The following is a 19,917-nucleotide window of genomic DNA, read 5'->3' on the forward strand; positions in this document are numbered from 1 at the left end:
CATCTTTCATTACATGGATAACCTGCCAGCAAGTGCTACAAAAAAAGATCATCCCAACCCAAGCTGGAATGATCTCAATTATTCTAATCAGTTTTGACAATACCAAACGGATACCCGTTCCCTTACAAACGTGGCCAAGTTGTCTATGTCATTAATATCGAAAAATGGCAACCCCGGCTGACGATTGTCTGACCAACCTACGATCCCTACCAGATGAGTAACGATCGATAAAAGCTCCTCATCTTCTGGCCTGCGAAGCAGGACGAGCTTGGGATAACCTTCACGCTTGAAGCCTTCTACCAAAACGAGCTGGGCCCCGGCGACTGCTAAGCGCTGGATAAGGACGGACAACTCCTGCGGCTTTTGCTCCACGATGGCTGTCTTCGTTTTCGAAGTGATAGCAACAAGCGATGCTCCGGCTTCACGATAACGCCAGGTGTCCTTCCCTGGCTGATCCCACTCAAAATCATGTCCCCCGTCATGCTTAATGACCCCGACTCTTATCCCTGCCTTTTCGAGGATCGGGATGAGCTTGGTGAGCAGCGTCGTCTTGCCACTGTTCGAGTAACCAACAATCTGCAAAACACAAGGTGGCTTAACCATTCGCTATCCCTCTCTTCTCCAGGTTGGGGCGGTATGCGTGAGAACATCAACCAGCTCTCCTGCTTTTTGCCCGCTTCCCCCGGCTGGTATGATCATAAAGCATTCGCTGTCCTTCAACGTCCCCAGATTCCCTGCCTTTTCATTGAAATCAGGAATCGCGTGCAAAACCCCGTCTTTTTCAAGGAGCTTCCCTCGCAGGTAACGCGGGTATGGACAAGGCTTCGTATAATCGACACCAAGTATCGCCTTAATCACCTGCTGCATTACATGGGCTTCTCCCGATATGCGCCGAATCGCTGTTCGCGCAAATAACTCAAATCCGAGAAAACAGGCACCCGGATTACCTGATAGGGCAATAAAAGGCTTGCCTTCCATGATCATCGCTGTTGTCGGACTTCCCGGACGTATCGCGATCCGGTTGAACAGAAGCTCCACCTCAGGCTCATCCACTAATGCCGCGATCACATCAAAATCCCCAACGGACACACCGCCGCTTGAAATGACCAGATCCACGCCCTGCAAGCATTCATTGATTTTCGTCTTTGCCACCGACAAATCATCTGGCAGTCTTGAAAACGAAACAGGGATGCCCCCTGCCTCGGCAATCAAGGCAGTCAGCATCACCGTATTACTGTTGCGAATTTTGCCCGGAGCAAGCGGCTGATCAATCTCCAGCAGCTCACTTCCAGTCGAAATCAGACCGACACGCGGCTTGCAGAACACCTCAACCTGCGAATAGCCAAACGTAGCCAAACTGGCGAGAGTACCTGCGTTAATCCGCTCGCCCGCCTTGGCAATGATCGTTCCTGCGGCCATCTCTTCACCGCGACGCGATACATTTTCCCCAGGCTTCATCTCCCGCTTGAGCCGTACAGTATCCGCCTCTTCGGCTGGGTTGTACGTTTGCTCAAACATGATGACCGCATCCGCACCCGCAGGCATCATCGCTCCTGTCATGATCCGCGTAGCATAGCCCTTTTTCAATTCTCTAGTAGGTACTTCCCCGGCCGCAACCGTCTCTAGCACTGTTAGCGTAATCGGGTGGTCAACGGAGGCCCCAACCGTATCCGCAGCTCTCACGGCAAACCCATCCAGCGGCGATCGGTCAAAGTGCGGCAAATCGTATGTTGCACATAGATCAGAGGCCAGTATCCGCCCGTATGCCTCCCCGATCTGCACTTGTTCCGTTCTCCCTGTCAGCAATTTTGCCAACAGCTTGCTCATCGCTTCTTCAACCGAGAGTGTTTGTCGCGAAAAACGCATGGCTTGTTCCTCCTAATCTTGACCACCCATTGCTACAGCTCGTCAGCCGACGTTTACTTCCAAATCTTCTACTTCTCTCTCCACATATTTCAAATCTTTGTTGGCGTGGAAAGTGTCCGCTTTTTCAACCTTCACGGCTGTATTGTATTCGGGAATACCTGCGTATGTCTCGTATACACCCTTCGGAATGAGTACGTTCCCTTCCGGCCAGTGTACTTGAATGTTTCCGCGTCTGGTGTCCTCGAATTTGGCCCGTCCTTGGAACGTTCCATATTTATTGTAAACGACGATATTTTCGCCTTCTGCAATGCGCAGTTCTTTTGCATCCTCTGCATTGATCAGGATATCATAACGATCCGCATTGTTGAACGGGTCTTTCTTGCTATAGACCATCGAGTTGAACTGCTTGCCCCGACGAGTCGTTACATAGAAGTGGCCCTCTGGCTTGTTCAAATCCGGAATCTCAATCGGGATCAGATTCGCACGTCCGTCTGGTGTTGGGCATACGCCATCTTCACACAACCATGCGCCACCCCATTGGAAGACATCTCCACGGTTTTTCAAATGCTGGATGCCGTCGTAGTTCGGATTCGCTAGGGCGATCTCTGCGCGAATTTCAGCCGCATTGGAGAAGTGCATCAGATGCTTTTTCTCTGGATTTACCCGTGCCGCCAAGTCTACGTAAATCTCCCATTCCGAACGGGCTTCTTCAATACGTGGCCCTTCGACTTCTGCACTGAAGTAGACCATACGCTCTGTACTAGTCGAAGTTCCGCCACCCGGCTGCTCGTAACGAGTCATTGCCGGCAGAACGATCACTTCTTCCTTCGCGTCCACCAACGTAGATGTATTGAAAATGATGTCCTGATGTACACGTAGCTCTACGCTTTCCAAGCATTTTTCCATGAAGTCCGGATCTGGCATCGTCTCCAGGAAGTTACCACCGCTTGTGTAGAACAGTCTGGTCTTGCGCTCGTGTCCATCTGGCAACACTGCATTTTCCAAAGTAATACCCACGATATCCCCTTGCCATTTCGGGATCGGGAAGTTCCAGATCTTTTCAATGCGGTCCCACGATTTTTCTTCGAAGTCTCCGCCAGGCAAGCTAAATGGATCGGCACCCATTTCACCGGAGCCTTGTACGCCGGAGTGACCGCGAATCGGCATGAGACCTGTGTGCTTACGACCGAAGAATCCACGCAGGGTAGCCAGATTGGCTACTTGAGAAATATTGTCCGTACCGAATTTGTGCTGGGTCAGTCCCATACTCCATACGAATACGCCATTTTTGGAGTTGGCGAGCAGTTGCGCGAATTCTTTGATACGCTCACGGCTGAGACCGGAGGATTCAATGATTTTGTCCCACGATTCATTCATCACATGCTTGCGCAGCTCTTCGATTCCGTTCGCGTGCTCCTTGATGAATTCATGATTGATCGCAGAACCTGGTTTGGCTTCCTCCATCTCGAACCAAATCTTCATCACGCCGTTCATGAATGCAATGTCGCCGCCAATGTTCACTTGGTAGAAATCGTCTGCAATCTTCGTTCCGAACAAAGCACTATCCGGTACAGATGGAATCCAGTACTTCTCCATCGCTGGCTCTCTGTACGGGTTGATCAGGATGATTTTCGTTCCTGCTTTTTTCGCAGCATACATGTATTTCGTCGATACAGGCTGGTTGTTACCTGGTACAGAGCCCCAGAATACGAGCACATCCGTACCGATCCAATCCTGATAGTTACAGCTCGATGCACCAATTCCAACCGAACGCTTTAGTGCTGTCTTACTCGGCGAGTGACAAATACGTGATGCGTTGTCGATGTTGTTGGTTCCGAGGAAACGAGCCATTTTAGCTGCCGTGTAGTATACCTCGTTGGTAATCCCACGAGCCGTCAAGAAAAAGGCCAGCTGTTTCGGGCTGATGTTTTTAATTTTTGTGGCGATGCGGTTTAACGCTTCATCCCAGCTAATGCGGGTGAACTTGTTTTCGCCTGGCTTTCTTGAAAGTGGATACGGAATTCTTCCCAGCTTGCGCAATTCTTCGCTAGATAGCTTGCGCAGCGCATTCACGTCTTCAAACCATTTGGCATCCATGGCAGACATAGTATTGAGACGCAGTACATTCAGTCGCGTGGTGCACAAATGAGGACCAGTCAACGTCTGATCGTAGAGACCGGATACGCCGAGAGCACAACCATCACATACCCCTTGTGTCAAAATACGATACGCATAGCCCAAATTATCGCGATTGTCATAGGCCACCTTCATCGTATCGCGAATGTGATGCGGCTTGATTTTTCCGAGTCCCATCGGCATCAGTGAAGCCCATAAGGAAGGCTTCCACGAAGTATCCAGCTTAATTGGTCCCCTATGCTTGGTCTTGCCCATTTCTTTTGTCTCCCCTCTAATAAACTCCATTGAAACGAAAAAACCACCATGAAACCGTCCCTTGTCCTATAGGAAAAGAGCGTGTTCACGGTGGTTGTCTACGGCAGGTTCGCTACCTAGTCTCAACTTCGTGTTTGCTTTCGCGAATTCCGTTACGTCTAAGCCGGTGAACAGGAACGCTGCTTCGTTTAGACTTACGGTTCGTTTTTCATTCTTTTTTCGATGTCTTGATCAAAAACAAAGATCGACATTCCAAAATCCCGTTCAATGTCAATATCGACGAAAAGATCAACGAGTTTTGCTCCAAGAAACGCTTCCATGTCAACTGGCTGGTGTTTCCGATAGATCTCTTTGACCATTTCGGTTCGGGCAGCTCGTAATGTCTGCTTTCCGTCTTCCGAAGTGGCGATGAACTTTTCCACCGGAGAAAGGTTGCCTTCCATCTCGCAGATCGCCCAGTTCTTGCAGAACGTGGTGCTGATCTTGCTAGGTCCCTTTCCCATATGGCGCTTTCGGAAAGCCCTGACCAAATTACTGAATTCTGCTTCGAACTTATTCATCGAGGAAAATCACCTTTACTTCAAATCATTCTCTACTTAAACTTTACCATTGATTAACTAGCCAATTCAACAGACTTTTCTCTTTGTTTGGCTTCTTCCTTCAGTTTTTTGATATCCAGACGGACTATTAGCGAGATCACCAGAGCGACAACGAACATTCCTGCGAAAACACTCATAGTTCCTGTATAGCTTTCTGTCGTCTTGCGAACCCATGCTGCAAAGATCGGTCCTGCCAAGCCGGCAGCAGCCCATGCCGTCAGAATATAGCCGTGAATCGCACCCAATTGCTTCGTTCCAAACAAGTCACCAATGTATGCCGGAATGGATGCAAAGCCACCACCGTAACAGGTCATAATGATAAACATCGCAACCATGAACAGGATTGGATTGGTCAAATTCGGTAATAGGAAGAACAATACCATTTGGATGGCAAAGAAAGCTGTGTACGTATTTGGTCGTCCAATGAAATCAGACAGAGACGCCCATCCGATGCGTCCACCACCGTTGAACAAACCGTTTAGCCCTACCATCAGAGCTGCTGTTCCGACAGACATGCCCACCATTTCTTGCGCCATCGGCGATGCTACCGAAATAACCGCGATTCCACATGTCACATTGATGAACAACATCAGCCACAGCCAGTAAAAACGGCGTGTCTTGATCGCTTCATTGGCAGTCAATTGACACAAATCTTTTTTGATTTGCTTGCTGCCAGCTCTTCCCTCAGCGGAAAATCCAGCCGGTACCCAACCTTTTGGAGGTGGAGCCAAATATTGAGCCGAAGCCAACATTACAACGAAATAAATAATGCCCAAAATATAAAAGGTGTTCGCGATACCTACATTTGCAATCAAAGCGTTCATAATCGGACTGGCAATCATGGAAGCAAAGCCGAAGCCCATAATCGCAAGACCTGTTGCTAAACCACGGCGATCCGGAAACCATTTGACCAACGTCGATACTGGCGTAATATAGCCTACCCCAAGTCCGATACCACCCAGCACGCCATAACATAAGTACAACAGAGGCAAACTGCTCAATTGAATCGCCAAGCCAGCCCCGACAGTTCCTACTCCAAAAAAGATAGATGCGAGAATGCCAGCTTTGCGCGGGCCGTGCTTTTCTACATAATGACCGAGAAAGGCAGCAGACAGCCCCAAGAACAAGATCGCAATACTAAACGTAAATTGAACGTCTGGCAAGTCCCAGCCGAACTGCTCGGTAATTGGCTTGGTGAATACACTCCATGCGTATACCGATCCAATCGAGATGTGGATGCCTACCGCAGCCAACGCGATGAGCCAGCGGTTTTTCACTTTTTGTTCCAAATCATTCATCTCCTTCGCAATGGTCTTTCGCATGCTGTGGATCCATCAGCAGCCTTCTCGAAAAAAAGAAAAACTGCTGATTTCACCGACTCACCCAGGTCTCCACAAATGGAAACGAGGGCTACGATGAAACACAGCAGTTAATCATCAGCAGGAACGCTACATCAGCATCAACAAGCATTGTGTTCACTATGTAATTCGCTGCAAGGCTACAAAATAATCGGTGGCAGGGTCGCTGCTCCGTATCAATCTGTCCTTACGCTATGCATACATGGAAAGACGAAAATTTTATGACACTTTTCATCTCACATAGTATACTACCATGTAAGCGTTCACTCGACAATATTTTCCTCACAAAATAGCCATAAAAACTTCATATTTTCGACAAAAAGGAGGCCCGTATGTCCGAACTAACCATCACCACCCGATTGCCTGTGTTGAAAATTTCGGCTGACCAACATGGCTGGGAAGACGACGAAATCGTTACCGAGTACCCCCTCACCATTTTCCTCAATGATGAGGAATTCGCTACAATCGTATGTACTCCGGCCGACCTGGAAGAAATGGTCATCGGTTTTCTCGCAGCCGAGGGCGTTATCAAGAGCTACTCGGAAATCAAACAGCTTACGATTAATGAGGCCCAAGGGTTTGCTTACGTTGATTTGCATAAAGAAACAATTTTGTCACAGAGCTTTTACTCCAAACGCAGAATTACTTCCTGCTGCGGAAAAAGCAGACAATCCTTTTACTTTTTTAGTGATGCGCGCACAGCAAAGCCCGTTGAAAGCACAACAACTGTCACCCCTGCTCAGTGCATGCGCCTGATGAAAGAATTGCAAGCGTCGTCTGAGATCCACCGCCAAACAGGTGGCGTCCACAATGCAGCTCTCTGTACACCGGATGAAGTTTTGCTTCAGTTCTCCGACATCGGACGTCACAATGCTCTCGACAAAATCTATGGGAAATGCTTGCGAGATGACATTTCGACCACGGACAAAATTCTTGTCTTCAGTGGACGCATCTCGTCTGAGGTGCTGCTCAAGGCTGCCAAGATTGGTGCTGGCATCATATTATCCAAGTCCGCTCCAACTGATCTCGCCCTACAATTGGCAGATGAGCTGAAGCTCACCGCTGTCGGATTTATCCGCAATGACAAAATGAACGTGTATACACAAGCCCAGAGAATCCTCCTACCTTAAAGGAGGATTCAATCAAAAGCGGGACAAGCTGTTGGTAATCTCAAAGCCCGAGTTATCTCTCGGGCTTTTGTTCTTTGTACGTGGGAGTTTATTATTTGCAGCAGCAATGTTTCTTTTTGTGATGCTTGGAATGGCTGTCGTCATCATCTTCGTCTTCGTCGTCGTCCTCTTCTTCATCATCTATTTCATACTTCTTGCAACAGTGATGGTCATGTTTTTCAAAGCATTTGCAATCATGGCATTTGCAGCAACAGCAGTGATCGTGGCAATGTTCATGCTTTTTGCAGCAGCAATGCGGCTCATCGCGTTTTTTGTAGTAGCAGTGAAGCTCGTAGTAATCGTCATGTTTCTTGCAGCAACAGTGGTGGTCGTGATGCTTGTCGTGATGCTTGTCGTGATGCTTGTCGTGATGCTTGTCGTGTTTCTTGCAGCAGCAATGGTGGTCGTGATGCTTATCGTGTTTTTTGCAGCAGCAGTGGTGGTCGTGATGCTTGTCGTGTTTTTTGCAGCAACAGTGGTGGTCGTGGTGTTTGCCTTGTTTTTTGCACTTTCTTATCATTGCGCTTCCCTCCTTTCGTTAGCCATCACTACTATTTATACGGTTTGTCCAGAGAAACGCTTGTATGATAGCCCTCTATGAAAAGCCTCTTTTTTCCAAACAAAAAACAGGACATACCTCAAGCATGTCCTGTCTTTCTGCGTTCTTCTTCAATTTTGGCCTGTTCGTACTCTTCAGGCGTGTTGACATTAAAAACAGCCCAAGGGTCCAACCATTCATCAGGCAAGGGCACCACGCGCAGTTCATCTAAAGTCCGCATCAGTTTTCGCTGTCCATGCAACAGCGCCTGCTCCCAATTGGTCTGTCTTCTCCGATGGTACACTGCACATAATGGGTGGATTCGTTCCTCTGATTGGGCGACAATCACATCCCAATCGTTTCTCTCCCTCGCAAATTCAATAAGTTTGGCGATTTGCCCACGATCCATAAAAGGTAGGTCACAGGACAATACCAGCAAAGCATCCTCGGAACTTACGCGAAAGGCAGTAACCAGTCCACTGACAGGGCCACAGGATGGTACCAGATCAGGTGTAATTGTGACGGGCTGTTCATCAATTTGTTCCTTTTGTGTCACTTGAGTGTCCGAAAAATCGTTCGCTACAATGAAACAAGACAAACCAACCGCCTGTACTTCCTTTACCAGCTCTGTTAAAAAGGTTCCGTCCCTCCACGGTAATTTTTGCTTGGGCGAGCCCATTCTGCTGCTTTTTCCGCCCGCTAAGATAACCGCACCGATACGCAGCTGCTGCATAAATTTCCTCCTGGGTGTTGACAATAATCCTTATTAGTTTATAATAAGTTTAAACAAATAATAATTATAAATAAGGAGAGATTCTCGATGGAAAACACACTCTACAGCGTTCTAAATAAACAAGTGGCGAACTGGACAGTCCTCTATACGAAACTACACAATTTTCACTGGAATGTAAAAGGACCTCACTTCTTTACGCTCCACGCAAAATTTGAGGAATTGTACAACGAAGCAGCAGCGAATCTTGATTCCCTCGCTGAACGTGTCCTCTCCATCGGTGGAAAACCTGTAGCGACTTTGGCTGCATGTCTGAACACAGCGAGCATCACCGAAGCAGAAGGAAGCGAAACAGCTGAGCAAATGGTAGAAACGATCGCAAGAGACTTCTCCATTCTCGTAGACGAGCTGAAGCTGGCTATGGAAACGGCAGACCAAGCTGACGATGAAGCGACAGCCGATATGCTGCTGGGAATCCGCAGTGGCCTGGAAAAACACATTTGGATGCTCAAGTCCTTCTTGCAATAAGCAAGTAAATCAATAGACACCAAAAGGCGATTGTGCATAGACACATCGCCTTTTTTGGGTTTTGCCTCCCGTGAAACTGCTTATCCACCCTGGTTGCCTAAAGTGAAAATATCAGTTTCCGCCCGTCCTTTTCTACTTTTACTTGGGGTAGATACTTTAATGACTTCTGTACACCAATGTAGGGACTCGCAAACTCTACCTGGTGCCGTGCTTTCAACACGGAACAGAGATCAGCCAATGACATCGGAGACATCGCTTCCTGTAACAGGTTTTCGATGTGCTTTGCAACTTCCAAATAATCGTGACGGATGTGCGCCTTTCTCACCTTCATTCGCTTCATCAGATCATCGGAAAATTCCTCTGTCGACATAGCTGTATCTTCTGAGCTTTCATCGTCTCCGATCCCGGCTTCGTTATCCAACTCACGAATGCGGCTCAAAAGCTGCTTGATGTCAGCTCCCAACTGCTTGTCCTGATCGACATACTGTCGACGCAGTGCCATACGCTGTTCTAGCATGGCCTGCAATGTCATTTGTAACGCTTTCCGTTCGTTAAACATTGCGTTATGTATTCCCCTTTTCGCAAAAAGTAGAATGATGGAATTATACCCAATGATAATATAATTCTCACTAGTTGAAAATGGGAATTTGAAGCACCCAATCATAGCCACAGGTTACAAAATAAAAAGATAGCTTTTTTACAAAGCCATAATCTGCTTTCGTAAAAAGCTATCTGCGTTTTTTAAAGGCTAATTACAGATTGTTCAATGAGAGTGTGTAATCGGATTTTCCAATAGACCAGAGTCTTATATAGTATGTTTCACCAGCAACTACATCAAATTCTGCTTCACCAGAAGTCTCTGCAAGGCTGGTAGTTTTGTCTGAAGCCAATACAACGTATGGAACTACTGATTGGTTCTTATTGGTAAGGTTCGTTTTCATTTTTCCGGTTTGATTTGCTACAAAAACAAACGTATCCCAATCACCGTTCTCCCCTTGACCTAAGATAGAGGAGTTAATCTCCAAAGTATTCGCCATTTCAAAGGTATCGTTAGGTTCTGTTTCCGTATTCGCAGCAAATGCGGATGAGGATAGTGCAAATACTAGTGTCAATGCGAGTAAGATTTTTTTCACAATGATTGCCTCCTATATTTTGGGATAATTGGAATATACCATTTTATTCAAAAATTGTCAAAACATAATGTTTTTTGCCTTTATTTGTTGTTTTATGTAATTTCTCGCAAAAATTTTGTCGAATCATAGCATAAGCACTCAGAATCCTACCAAAAAAGACCTATCCAAAAATGGACAGGTCTTTTTCCCCTACTTCTTTCTATTACATCATCAAGCTACTTTCTCTTCACTCAATCGATCTGTAATCATAGCAATCGCTCCATCACCTGTTACGTTACAAGCGGTACCAAAGCTATCTTGCGCAATGTACAAAGCAATCATCAACGAAGTCAACGTGGTAGTAAATCCGAGCATAGACTCCATCAATCCCAGTGCCGCCATGACTGCTCCGCCCGGCACACCTGGTGCGGCAATCATCGTTACACCAAGCATCAAAATGAATGGAAACATCACGTCGAATGATGTCGTCATTCCGTTTAGCATCATGACTGCCATGGAACAGCTGACAAGCGTAATCGTGCTTCCAGAAAGATGGATCGTCGCACAGAGTGGAACAACGAAATCCGCGATCTTTTCGCTCACACCGTTTTTCTTGGTCTGGTTCAGTGTCACAGGAATGGTGGCCGCAGAGGATTGTGTTCCAATCGCTGTGAAGTAAGCGGGAAGCATATTTTTCATCAGCGTGAATGGGTTTTTGCGCCCCATCTGGCCCGCTACCAAGTACTGCACGAACAGATAGAATAGATGCAAGGCAATAATCATAACGAAAACTTTAACGAACACGGACAAAATCATCGTGACTTGTCCACCATAGGTCAGGTTGGAAAATACAGATAGGATATGTAATGGAAGCAACGGGATAATGACGGAAGCAATGAGCTTCTCTACGATATCTCTCAAGTCTACCATCACATTTTGCAGGGCGTTGCCTTTGATGACAGTCGCCCCTAGACCAAGGGTGAAGGCGAGCAGTAATGCTGTCATCACACCTACAATCGGCGGCATGTCCACCGTAAAGAACGGCTTCACCAGTGCTTTCTCTGGGTTGGCATACTGATTCGCCAGTCCACCTACCTCAAGAATGTGTGGAAAAATACTCGTACTGACCAAATAAGCAAGCGCTCCTGCAAGGATCGTAGATAAGTAAGCCACCCCTGTGGTTACCCCAAGCAAGCGCCCTGCCCCTTTGCCCAGCTCACCGATGCCTGGCGCGATAAATCCAATGATAATCAACGGAATCGCAAATCCGAGGAAATTTCCAAATAGGCCACTAAATGTAGCCAATCCTTTCACAACCCAAATTGGCGAAATGGAGCCAATCCCGATCCCAAGGACAATGGCGATCAGGATTTTGGGTAGTAAACCTAGCTGTTTCATGAATTGAACCCCCGTTACGTGTTGGTAAAAAACGTCCACGTGGAATGGACTGTGTCTCCTTTACATGGACTAATGAATAACAAGGTAACACATCCGGGATGAGATTGTCATGAATCATAAAAAAGTAATAATATTTAAATTAAAGAAAAACCCCCAATGAGCGTTGCTTACTCACTTGGGGGAACGATATTATTTGGCGCAAACCACTTGGCGAAATTCTTCTTCGATATGTGCCAGCACGCGCATGGCATCCGCGAGTTCTTTCTCATTCTTTTCTACGGTCAGTGTGTGACAACGTCCGAATTGCTTCGCTTGCTTCTCTTTGATCGCCGCCAGCTCTGGCTCATACTTCGAGAAAAATACAGCGAAATCCATCGCTCGCCTCGCCCCTAGCTGGAATGCAAAATAGGATAAGTGGCCCATTTCCGCTGGCGAAAGGCCACCCTCCTCTTCCATCCGCTTCACTACACGCAAGATTGCTTCCTTTCCGTATAGGATCGAAGGCTTTGGTTCCGCCGCTGCACTTTCCTGATAGATTCCTTTGTATAAACGAAGCGCATTTGCAACCAGCTCCTCCTCTGTCGGATTACCTACACGCTTTGGCGCTGTCCAATAATGGTAGGAAAAGAGGCCATCAAAGATTTTCTCAGCCTTCCACGCCAGGACAAACTGAGACAACGGCAGGCTGACAAAAGGAAAACCTGCGGGATCATGCACGTAGATCGATTGATCATCCATCTCGTACGCAAGAACAAAATGATCAGCGCCACCCAAGTACTGAGCATTTGGGTTATAAGTCAGGTAGCCCATATCAAGCGGTCCGAGCAACACGGGCCCCTTTTCCAAATCGCGCCGTAATTCCGCCAACGGTGGCTCGCCCTCCGCATCTCCTGACTTTTCCGTCCAACGAAAACCAAGCAGTTCTAGCGCATGACTGACACCACGGTCAGGAATCACTTGTCCGAAATAAATGACCTTCTGCTCCTCATACCAGATGGCTCCGACTCCTACGCCGGAGAGTACCTCGAGTACGGCAGGCGATACCTTCTCCCCAATTGTCTCCAAAAGCATTGATGATGAATTTGCGTAGCAGTAGTGGCCACTTCCAATGTACGGTAACATGCGTTTCTCCCTCTTTCTCGTCAATGTATGGCTTACCTATCATTGACTTCGGGTCGCATGTTTTTCTGACAACGCTTTGCAAAAACATTTCTCGTTCACGCGAAATATTTGCTGAAAAATTGTATCTTCTCACTCACGAAAGCATCATCTGATTCGCTGCTACCCATGATATGAGGATCATGCATGCAAAGCCCCATTAGCCACAATTGGCGAATACCTGTCATGAGAGACACCGCAGCCTGATCGTTTTCAGATAGGGGACGAACCTCGGTATATCCTTTTAGGAAAGCACGCCATAGCAATTCCACCAGTTCGTCATCTTCTTCGATCAATATTCGGCTCAGCTTGAAAGCAGCCAGATCATACGCCCGCCAACCATATCCGCACAGATCGAAATCAAAGTGGGTATAGGTGTTGTCCTCGCAAAAATTCGTATTAAAATTCCCTTGAAGGTCTCCGTGGCAAATCCCCCAGTCAAGTCCCGCACGGATATGCTCGTTCAGCTTGGATTCCAGCTCAATCGCCAGCCTTTGGAGAATTTGAAAATCTTCCTTCCGATGCTGCAGACGTGACTCGATGATAGCTAACGGGCGATGAATCAACGTCTTGACGTCCCACACCTCGCGAGCTTGTTGGGTGGAAAAACCTTCTGCTTTGACATGCAACTCAGCAACGGCTCTGCCAAACCGTGCGCTCAGTTCCTCGCTATCGATCTCCTGCTCCTTGCCACAGGCATAAGTGAACAGCGCACCAAAGCGATTGCCCTCTGCTACTTGCAGTCTCAAGACATGATTTCCTGAGCCGACCGCAATTGGCACAGAAACAGATACTCCTTGTCTGTTCAAATGGAGCAATAGATCCATCTCGAAAGCGACTGCTGCTTCCTCTGTTCGCCAATCGCTGCGATACAGCCTGAATATTCGTTTTTGATCGATCGTCTCCACGAGGTACGTATCGTTCATGCCTCGAAGCATGTAGTGAACCGATTGTATTTGTTCAGTTGGATATGCTTCCTGAAGTACTTTTTGTAATGCTTTTTCACAGATGGTTGAGTAGACGACGGGTAGATGCATAGTCATGCTGCTCCTTTTTGCTAAGTATTGGTAATTTATTAGGAAAGACGTGTGAATGTGGAAAAGGACACAGCAAGTAAAAAAGGACCTTGAATGGCTAAAGGCCGATCAAGGTCTGGTACAGGCTGCAACGATTTGTCCCCTTTGCTGAATAAGCTCTTCAAGGAATCGGGCAACATAAGTAAAAGAGTTATTTCTTTACTTTTCCCTTGATCTCGCGCAATTCCTCGAGGATCAGATCATATTTGTCGCTGTATTTGTCCAGCAAGTCTTGTAAACGCCCCTCGCGCTCGCGATTTGCTTTCATAATATAAAACAACAACCAGACAAACAAAGCAGCAAATGGCCCTTGCTGAAGTAATACGGTTGTTACTTGATCTTCCATGTTTGATCTCCCCTTTTGTCGCTGTACAGAACGAGTGTTCCCGCATCGTCCTTATCTGTATTTTGTACAAAAGGCTTGTACATAATTCGTTGAAAACAAAATTAATATCCATACTTTTCTTTTTCGCTCTCATTTAGTACAATAAATTTGTACATCCTCACAGGAAGGACTGGCTCGCTCATGCTATCTCAGCGCTTACGCACAGCTCGTAAGACAAAAGGTCTGACCCAGGAAGAGTTGGCAGAGCATGTCTGCACGACCAAGGGGACGATCAGTAACTACGAGAACAACCACAGCACACCACCGAATGACATGCTGCGGCAATTGGCTGATGTGCTGGACGTCACGACCGATTGGTTGTTGGGTCGCACAGATGAAGTCACGGCCTATCTTCTCCCAACAACAGAGCAGACAAATCAACGTTCGTTGGACGAGCTCTTGCAGGAAAAGATCGATGACCCGGACGACTACTTTTTCCTAGACGGGTATCTGGACGCTTCAGAAGAGGAGAAAAAAGAAATTCGCCGCTACTGGTACGACTTGAAGAAACAGTGGAAAGTCAGTAAAGTACGCGAAGAAAGACTTCCGTCTTTGTTTGACATCACGGAAGACATCAAAAAAAAATAACCCCAGTGCGGGGTTTTCTTTTCAGCGAAAAGTAGAACGTACGTTCCTCACCATTCATTTAGGAGGTTCTTGATGCTTCACTCCCTTTTGAAAGAAATCTGCGAACCGCAAACATGGCTCGAGAGTCGCGTGTACTTGCTACTTCAGCATCACGGCATCGATTCGCCCGAACAAATCGATCTGCATCTGCTGTGTGAGACGTACGGCATCGAGATCCATCGTATTTGCGGCAGGAGTCGTGCACACGCGCATCCTTTTTTGCCGGGACGTTATGTCATTGCGGTGGATGAGCGACTCGATCTGGCTACCCAACGGGTTAAAATCGCGCATGAACTCGGCCATTTGCTCCTTCATGAAGGCATTCAGCCCCAGAGCAGCGAATGGATGATTGACTGGCAAGAATCGCAGGCGAATCATTTTGCCGAGCATTTGCTGCTTCCCATTTACATGATGAGCCCCTTGCTTGCTGATTGTTCTCGCTACAACGCTCCAGCTATGTTGGCTCAGCGCTTTCAGGTACCGATGACTCTTGCTCGTGCCCGTTTTGAGCGCATACTGAGCCGTATGTATGCCAAAGGCTTTCCCGTCTATGGGTAAATTACGACGCTATTATGTAGGAGGCGAAACCTGATGAAACGAGTCTTTATTGCCGGAGATGCATACACGACTCATTTTTTTGATCTCGCCTTGGACCAAGACGAGGAGCTGTCGCTGTTACCCTCCTTGCAGGTAGCCAGCTATCACGTGGCCCGCTTTGCTCTCATCATGCGAGATGACGGCCTTCGTGGTCTCGGTATTTTTCCCGGAGACGCCCTCTTGATCTCAGACTTTTCGATGGAACCTGTAAAAGACAGACCTGTATTGATCCGACAGGAGGGGCAGTTCCTTGTGCGTATCGCAGCAGACGTCAATCCATTGGAATGTCTGTTTACAACCACACGCGAGCAAGACACCCCCATGCTACTCCCCTCGGAAAACATTCGCATTACAGGTGTTGTATCCGGTATTATTCCACGTTCATCATCGTAACCTCATTTAGCAGCCAATCCTTGATCGCTGCCACCGTTTGCTGCCACTGCTCCTGCGGGGTAATGGCAGCGGGCTGGTCGCCTTCCTGAGATCCATAGCTTCCGAACTGGGAGTGGTTCCCCCCTTCTATGGACATGTACACGGTACGCTCCGGCAAGTATTGCTTGCTCTCCTCAAACTTTTCTATATGGATCACACCGTCGCGAGATCCGAGTAAAGACAGCACAGGCAAATTCACCTTCTTCAAGTTCCCCTGACTGTTCGGATACGCTCCCAGCAAAAATACTCCACTGATTCGGTCCGGATGGTTTGCTGCGAATTGAGCTGCCATAGTACCACCGAGCGAATGTCCTCCGATGACAAACGTTTTATTCGGGTACGCCTTTAATACTTGTGTGGCTCGCGTCATATCACTTACAGCCAAATTCAGCGGCATTCGTGCGAGAAAAACATGGTAGCCGTAGCCTGCCAAAGCACGGGCAATCGGTGCATAGCTCTCCGGTTTGACCAGTGCTCCTGGATATAAGATGAGTCCCGGCTCGCGTGACTCCCCGCCTTGGAAAATAATCCAGTCATTCGTATCCATGACCGTAATCCCTTCACCGCCTTGCATGGCCGTTAATGCTGCCTGATCGGGTTGATAGGGTTGCAAATACCATATCGCCAGACAAATCGCTCCAAGTGTCACCAATACGAGTGCCTGAAACCATTTTTTGCGTGCTTGACTCATCCTACCCACCTCGTTTCCGTTCCCATGTATAGTTCTATATATTATGTCTCAAACCTAGAAAAAAACCGTCAGAGACAAAATCCCGACGGTCGTTAGTAATGGCTCCATCAGCCTTTTTCCTTCTGTCGCTCCCGAAAACGGCGCACCTTCATCAGGTTTCCGCACATTTTGTCATCACACCAGCGGCGCACCCGGTTGCGGCTTTCATCATAAAACACCCAGCGGCAATCCTCGTTGTCACATATTTTGATTCGCTCCAAATGCTGCTGGGCAAGCAGCTCCGCGAAAGAAGCCGCAATTTGTGCCATGACGAGAGGCCAGCCCTCTGTTGAGCTGGATTGCTTTTGCCCGTAGCCGCCCTCCTCATCTACATACAACACCTGTATATGAAAAGGGGCCTGAGCCAAAGCTCTGTTCAATTCCGCAAGATCGTCCTCTTGGATTCGGTCTCCACGGACAACAGCTTCCAGCATACGTCTCAAACGTTCGCGCAGCTGCAAAAGGGAAGCGGCACACTCCTCATTTATCGGAAGCGGAGCGGTTAGCTTGTATGTTTGCAAAAAGGATGACAGCCATTCCTGGTTCTCCAAACGATTTTCCGCACGACCAGAACCACGCCAATCCCGCCAATCACTATTTAAAAAATCGATACAAAGCCAGTCCATGTCATTATCTCTCCTGACGAAACCCTACATTTTTCTCTCTTGTATGACTATACAGAATATGGTAATATCTCTTTGTAACTATCGTAATCAAATTAACTGGTTACATCTTCATTTCTTACTGCTATTATAGCGTTTCATCAATCTGTTTCACAGACGAGGAGGAAGCGTATGAATCGGAAGGATTTGCTTTTGCATGGATGGGAATGTACGTATGACAAGGAAGACTGGTATCCACCCTTAAAAGAAGCGCTTTCCAGAGTATCAGCAGCCGAGGCCAGCTGGCGCCCTGTGGGAGAAGCAGCCAACACGATCTGGGAAAACATCAGCCACCTTCTTTATTACAAAGAACGCCTGTTGCATCGTCTATTGGGCACTGAATTTCCTAGCTCGGCTGAGACGAACGATGATACCTTCATCCCGTCCGGCGGTCCGGATGACGAAGACGCTTGGCAAGCTACCCTCTTGCGCATGGAAAGCGTCCATCGCCACATTCATGAAAAGCTTTCCTTGCTGACGGATGAGGATTTAAACCAGACGGCTACTTATACGCCCATTTACCAAACCGTGATGAGTCTGGTCCTGCATGATGCGTTTCATACGGGACAAATTGTCCAAATTCGCAAGTTACAAGGCTCTTGGCCTGCCAGACGCTCATTTGAATAACAAAATTTCACATTGATTAATCATAAACAATCCTTTATAGTTGATAAATCACATAATTTCATACATGTTATCCTCATCTTTCACGGTGAGGATAGAGGTCGCGGCTTTTATATCATCCTGTACGAGATTCAGAGAAAATCAATGACTCCAGGTAAGGAAAATCCGCCGAAGCTCATATCGCGTCTCTGTGCGATTGGGTTGGGGCTGTACTCGAAAGGGGCAGAACTGTCACGTTTGCATGCCAAGCAAGCGTGGTGAGCTATCTTCAGTGAAGGCTTGGTGGGGATTGGATGATACCGCCCTATGCCATTTTTTTGGCTATGGCGGTTTTTTCGTTTCCGACCTTCCTTCTCAAAAATCAAGAAAGGTCGTGCAAGTAGCTTATGTCACAAAATCAATTGCAACGTGGTTTAAAAGCCCGACACCTGACGATGATCGCCATCGGCGGCTCGATTGGGACGGGATTGTTTCTCGCGAGCGGAGGCTCGATTCATTCCGCCGGACCTGGTGGAGCTTTAGTTGCCTATCTCGCCATTAGTATCATGGTTTACTTTTTAATGACCAGCTTGGGGGAAATGGCGGCCTTCATGCCTGTTTCTGGTTCGTTTTCGACCTATGCCACACGGTTCGTCGATCCATCTCTCGGCTTTGCTCTCGGCTGGAACTACTGGTACAACTGGGCCATTACCATTGCCGTCGAGCTGTCAGCTTCCGCACTCATTATGAAATATTGGTTCCCGGATACCCCAGCGATATTGTGGAGCGCTTTGTTCCTCGGATTGCTGTTTGCCTTGAATCTCCTGTCTGTGAAAGCCTATGGAGAATCTGAATATTGGTTCGCCTTGATTAAAGTAGTAACGGTAATCGTCTTTATTATTGTTGGTGTGTTGATGATTTTTGGCATTATGGGCGGCCAAGCAGTCGGCCTCCAAAACTTCACCAAAGGCGACGCGCCATTCAATGGCGGCTTCATGGCCCTGCTCGGTGTCTTTATGATTGCCGGATTCTCTTTCCAAGGGACAGAGCTCGTTGGTGTCGCAGCTGGGGAGAGCGAAGACCCTGCCCGCAACATTCCGAAGGCCATCCGTCAAATTTTTTGGCGCATCCTACTCTTCTATATCCTCGCTATTTTGATCATCGGGTTGTTGGTTCCATACGATAATCCAAATCTGATCAGTGGCGACCTTACGGATATTGCGATCAGTCCGTTTACGATTGTTTTTGAAAATGCCGGATTTGCTTTTGCAGCATCCGTCATGAATGCCGTTATTCTTACGTCTGTATTGTCTGCTGGAAACTCTGGCATGTACGCCTCTACACGCATGCTGTGGAACTTGGCGAAAGAAGGAAACGCACCAAAATGGTTCGCAAAAGTAACAAGTAACGGCGTACCGATCAATGCCTTGATCTTGACTGCGCTCGTCGGCGCCCTTGCTTTTCTGTCCTCTCTGTTTGGGGAAGGCGAAGTGTACGTCTGGCTTCTAAATGCTTCCGGTATGTCAGGTTTCATCGCTTGGCTGGGCATTGCCATTAGTCACTACCGTTTCCGTAAAGCGTTTATCGCTCAGGGTCGTGACTTAAGCGAATTGCCTTATCGGGCAAAGTGGTTCCCGTTTGGACCGATTTTTGCCTTCATCATTTGCTGTATCGTTATTATTGGGCAAAACTACTCCGCATTCATGGGTGGAACGGTTGACTGGTATGGCGTCCTGGTCTCTTACATTGGCCTGCCACTCTTCTTAATCGTTTGGCTCGCTTATAAAATTACCAAAAAGACCGAGCTCGTCCCTCTTGAACAAGTAGACTTCAGCATGGATGAGCACACGAAATAATCGAAGAAATAAGTACGGACTTCCGTTCAGATAACGGAAGTCCTTTTTCATGTTTGCCAGCATATTAAAAACTGCCCAAAAATTGCCGATAGTATAGACAAG

The 19,917-nt window shown here is 47.5% G+C and carries 22 protein-coding genes and 1 riboswitch; of the genes, 8 read left to right on the forward strand and 14 right to left on the reverse strand.

The annotated features are described in order from the left end of the window. Window positions 1-87 precede the first annotated feature (87 nt). The 5 genes from mobB to HPY28_RS21135 all read right to left on the reverse strand — a co-directional run bounded on the left by mobB (window position 88) and on the right by HPY28_RS21135 (window position 6,145). The gene (gene mobB / locus HPY28_RS21115; protein WP_017251993.1) at window positions 88-603 is read right to left on the reverse strand and encodes a molybdopterin-guanine dinucleotide biosynthesis protein B; all 516 of its coding nucleotides are present in this window, start codon (window positions 601-603) and stop codon (window positions 88-90) included. Window positions 604-606: 3 nt separating this feature from the next. Further along, window positions 607-1,866: a molybdopterin molybdotransferase MoeA gene (locus HPY28_RS21120; RefSeq protein ID WP_174231333.1), complete on the reverse strand. Its 1,260-nt coding sequence runs from the start codon at window positions 1,864-1,866 to the stop codon at window positions 607-609. Between the two features lie 42 nt (window positions 1,867-1,908). Beyond that, window positions 1,909-4,257 (reverse strand): FdhF/YdeP family oxidoreductase, encoded by a 2,349-nt coding sequence (locus HPY28_RS21125; protein WP_174231334.1) that lies wholly within the window; start codon window positions 4,255-4,257, stop codon window positions 1,909-1,911. Between the two features lie 194 nt (window positions 4,258-4,451). Next, the gene (locus HPY28_RS21130; RefSeq protein ID WP_007722503.1) at window positions 4,452-4,817 is read right to left on the reverse strand and encodes a Na-translocating system protein MpsC family protein; all 366 of its coding nucleotides are present in this window, start codon (window positions 4,815-4,817) and stop codon (window positions 4,452-4,454) included. Between the two features lie 53 nt (window positions 4,818-4,870). Further along, window positions 4,871-6,145, reverse strand: coding sequence for an L-lactate MFS transporter (locus HPY28_RS21135; RefSeq protein ID WP_026043355.1), 1,275 nt, complete (start codon window positions 6,143-6,145; stop codon window positions 4,871-4,873). 401 nt (window positions 6,146-6,546) lie between these two features. Here HPY28_RS21135 and fdhD point away from each other — a divergent pair, with 401 nt between their 5' ends. Together fdhD and HPY28_RS21145 are read left to right on the forward strand one after the other, a co-directional pair. Then, window positions 6,547-7,344 carry a formate dehydrogenase accessory sulfurtransferase FdhD gene (gene fdhD, locus HPY28_RS21140; RefSeq protein WP_017251989.1) on the forward strand — a complete coding sequence of 266 codons (798 nt, stop codon included), beginning with the start codon at window positions 6,547-6,549 and terminating at the stop codon, window positions 7,342-7,344. Window positions 7,345-7,375: 31 nt separating this feature from the next. Beyond that, entirely contained in the window at window positions 7,376-7,984 is a 609-nt protein-coding gene (locus tag HPY28_RS21145) for a hypothetical protein (protein WP_174231335.1), read from the forward strand. Between the two features lie 37 nt (window positions 7,985-8,021). On the opposite strand, the gene HPY28_RS21150 is transcribed toward HPY28_RS21145, so the two are convergent. Continuing rightward, window positions 8,022-8,654: a molybdenum cofactor guanylyltransferase gene (locus HPY28_RS21150; protein ID WP_174231336.1), complete on the reverse strand. Its 633-nt coding sequence runs from the start codon at window positions 8,652-8,654 to the stop codon at window positions 8,022-8,024. 87 nt (window positions 8,655-8,741) lie between these two features. Between HPY28_RS21150 and HPY28_RS21155 the strand changes: the two genes are divergently transcribed. After that, window positions 8,742-9,179, forward strand: coding sequence for a Dps family protein (locus HPY28_RS21155; protein WP_017251986.1), 438 nt, complete (start codon window positions 8,742-8,744; stop codon window positions 9,177-9,179). Window positions 9,180-9,276: 97 nt separating this feature from the next. Here the strand turns inward: HPY28_RS21155 and HPY28_RS21160 are convergent, their stop codons facing one another. The 6 genes from HPY28_RS21160 to HPY28_RS21185 all read right to left on the reverse strand — a co-directional run bounded on the left by HPY28_RS21160 (window position 9,277) and on the right by HPY28_RS21185 (window position 14,269). Further along, window positions 9,277-9,738 carry a hypothetical protein gene (locus tag HPY28_RS21160; RefSeq protein ID WP_017251985.1) on the reverse strand — a complete coding sequence of 154 codons (462 nt, stop codon included), beginning with the start codon at window positions 9,736-9,738 and terminating at the stop codon, window positions 9,277-9,279. A gap of 193 nt (window positions 9,739-9,931) precedes the next feature. Continuing rightward, entirely contained in the window at window positions 9,932-10,312 is a 381-nt protein-coding gene (locus HPY28_RS21165; protein WP_017251984.1) for a hypothetical protein, read from the reverse strand. Between the two features lie 210 nt (window positions 10,313-10,522). Continuing rightward, window positions 10,523-11,689, reverse strand: a complete 1,167-nt coding sequence (locus tag HPY28_RS21170) for a dicarboxylate/amino acid:cation symporter (protein ID WP_174231337.1) — start codon at window positions 11,687-11,689, stop codon at window positions 10,523-10,525. Between the two features lie 189 nt (window positions 11,690-11,878). After that, window positions 11,879-12,811, reverse strand: coding sequence for a cysteine peptidase family C39 domain-containing protein (locus HPY28_RS21175; protein ID WP_017251982.1), 933 nt, complete (start codon window positions 12,809-12,811; stop codon window positions 11,879-11,881). A 95-nt stretch (window positions 12,812-12,906) separates the two neighbouring features. Further along, entirely contained in the window at window positions 12,907-13,884 is a 978-nt protein-coding gene (locus tag HPY28_RS21180) for a homoserine kinase (protein WP_174231338.1), read from the reverse strand. Window positions 13,885-14,074: 190 nt separating this feature from the next. Next, window positions 14,075-14,269, reverse strand: coding sequence for a BhlA/UviB family holin-like peptide (locus HPY28_RS21185; protein ID WP_017251979.1), 195 nt, complete (start codon window positions 14,267-14,269; stop codon window positions 14,075-14,077). Window positions 14,270-14,449: 180 nt separating this feature from the next. Here HPY28_RS21185 and HPY28_RS21190 point away from each other — a divergent pair, with 180 nt between their 5' ends. From HPY28_RS21190 to HPY28_RS21200, 3 genes are all read left to right on the forward strand, one after another. Beyond that, window positions 14,450-14,896 carry a helix-turn-helix domain-containing protein gene (locus HPY28_RS21190; protein ID WP_173623224.1) on the forward strand — a complete coding sequence of 149 codons (447 nt, stop codon included), beginning with the start codon at window positions 14,450-14,452 and terminating at the stop codon, window positions 14,894-14,896. A 72-nt stretch (window positions 14,897-14,968) separates the two neighbouring features. Next, on the forward strand, window positions 14,969-15,493 hold the full coding sequence (locus HPY28_RS21195; RefSeq protein ID WP_174231339.1) for an ImmA/IrrE family metallo-endopeptidase: 525 nt from the start codon (window positions 14,969-14,971) through the stop codon (window positions 15,491-15,493). 33 nt (window positions 15,494-15,526) lie between these two features. Further along, window positions 15,527-15,925, forward strand: a complete 399-nt coding sequence (locus HPY28_RS21200) for a hypothetical protein (RefSeq protein ID WP_017251977.1) — start codon at window positions 15,527-15,529, stop codon at window positions 15,923-15,925. Here the strand turns inward: HPY28_RS21200 and HPY28_RS21205 are convergent. Both HPY28_RS21205 and HPY28_RS21210 read right to left on the reverse strand, forming a co-directional pair. Beyond that, entirely contained in the window at window positions 15,903-16,655 is a 753-nt protein-coding gene (locus HPY28_RS21205) for an alpha/beta fold hydrolase (protein ID WP_017251976.1), read from the reverse strand. The genes HPY28_RS21200 and HPY28_RS21205 overlap by 23 nt on opposite strands. Window positions 16,656-16,762: 107 nt before the next feature. Beyond that, window positions 16,763-17,320, reverse strand: coding sequence for a CGNR zinc finger domain-containing protein (locus tag HPY28_RS21210; RefSeq protein WP_174231340.1), 558 nt, complete (start codon window positions 17,318-17,320; stop codon window positions 16,763-16,765). A gap of 168 nt (window positions 17,321-17,488) precedes the next feature. Between HPY28_RS21210 and HPY28_RS21215 the strand changes: the two genes are divergently transcribed. Next, entirely contained in the window at window positions 17,489-17,983 is a 495-nt protein-coding gene (locus HPY28_RS21215) for a DinB family protein (protein ID WP_174231341.1), read from the forward strand. Between the two features lie 84 nt (window positions 17,984-18,067). After that, window positions 18,068-18,253: riboswitch (Lysine riboswitch) on the forward strand. 113 nt (window positions 18,254-18,366) lie between these two features. Further along, the gene (locus HPY28_RS21220; protein WP_173623226.1) at window positions 18,367-19,815 is read left to right on the forward strand and encodes an amino acid permease; all 1,449 of its coding nucleotides are present in this window, start codon (window positions 18,367-18,369) and stop codon (window positions 19,813-19,815) included. The last annotated feature ends 102 nt before the right edge of the window (window positions 19,816-19,917 follow it).

The organism is Brevibacillus sp. HB1.2 (assembly GCF_013332495.1).
Classification (GTDB): domain Bacteria; phylum Bacillota; class Bacilli; order Brevibacillales; family Brevibacillaceae; genus Brevibacillus; species Brevibacillus porteri.

What these genes read in the sequence shown, in the direction of transcription:
- HPY28_RS21185 (WP_017251979.1), bottom strand. Translation starts at nt 14,269, where the DNA reads ATGGAAGATCAAGTAACAACCGTATTACTTCAGCAAGGGCCATTTGCT.
- HPY28_RS21170 (WP_174231337.1), bottom strand. Translation starts at nt 11,689, where the DNA reads ATGAAACAGCTAGGTTTACTACCCAAAATCCTGATCGCCATTGTCCTT.
- HPY28_RS21160 (WP_017251985.1), bottom strand. Translation starts at nt 9,738, where the DNA reads ATGTTTAACGAACGGAAAGCGTTACAAATGACATTGCAGGCCATGCTA.
- HPY28_RS21120 (WP_174231333.1), bottom strand. Translation starts at nt 1,866, where the DNA reads ATGCGTTTTTCGCGACAAACACTCTCGGTTGAAGAAGCGATGAGCAAG.
- HPY28_RS21150 (WP_174231336.1), bottom strand. Translation starts at nt 8,654, where the DNA reads ATGCAGCAGCTGCGTATCGGTGCGGTTATCTTAGCGGGCGGAAAAAGC.
- HPY28_RS21155 (WP_017251986.1), top strand. Translation starts at nt 8,742, where the DNA reads ATGGAAAACACACTCTACAGCGTTCTAAATAAACAAGTGGCGAACTGG.
- HPY28_RS21205 (WP_017251976.1), bottom strand. Translation starts at nt 16,655, where the DNA reads ATGAGTCAAGCACGCAAAAAATGGTTTCAGGCACTCGTATTGGTGACA.
- HPY28_RS21210 (WP_174231340.1), bottom strand. Translation starts at nt 17,320, where the DNA reads ATGGACTGGCTTTGTATCGATTTTTTAAATAGTGATTGGCGGGATTGG.
- HPY28_RS21195 (WP_174231339.1), top strand. Translation starts at nt 14,969, where the DNA reads ATGCTTCACTCCCTTTTGAAAGAAATCTGCGAACCGCAAACATGGCTC.
- HPY28_RS21175 (WP_017251982.1), bottom strand. Translation starts at nt 12,811, where the DNA reads ATGTTACCGTACATTGGAAGTGGCCACTACTGCTACGCAAATTCATCA.
- HPY28_RS21215 (WP_174231341.1), top strand. Translation starts at nt 17,489, where the DNA reads ATGAATCGGAAGGATTTGCTTTTGCATGGATGGGAATGTACGTATGAC.
- HPY28_RS21190 (WP_173623224.1), top strand. Translation starts at nt 14,450, where the DNA reads ATGCTATCTCAGCGCTTACGCACAGCTCGTAAGACAAAAGGTCTGACC.
- HPY28_RS21200 (WP_017251977.1), top strand. Translation starts at nt 15,527, where the DNA reads ATGAAACGAGTCTTTATTGCCGGAGATGCATACACGACTCATTTTTTT.
- mobB (WP_017251993.1), bottom strand. Translation starts at nt 603, where the DNA reads ATGGTTAAGCCACCTTGTGTTTTGCAGATTGTTGGTTACTCGAACAGT.
- HPY28_RS21180 (WP_174231338.1), bottom strand. Translation starts at nt 13,884, where the DNA reads ATGCATCTACCCGTCGTCTACTCAACCATCTGTGAAAAAGCATTACAA.
- HPY28_RS21125 (WP_174231334.1), bottom strand. Translation starts at nt 4,257, where the DNA reads ATGGGCAAGACCAAGCATAGGGGACCAATTAAGCTGGATACTTCGTGG.
- HPY28_RS21220 (WP_173623226.1), top strand. Translation starts at nt 18,367, where the DNA reads ATGTCACAAAATCAATTGCAACGTGGTTTAAAAGCCCGACACCTGACG.
- HPY28_RS21130 (WP_007722503.1), bottom strand. Translation starts at nt 4,817, where the DNA reads ATGAATAAGTTCGAAGCAGAATTCAGTAATTTGGTCAGGGCTTTCCGA.
- fdhD (WP_017251989.1), top strand. Translation starts at nt 6,547, where the DNA reads ATGTCCGAACTAACCATCACCACCCGATTGCCTGTGTTGAAAATTTCG.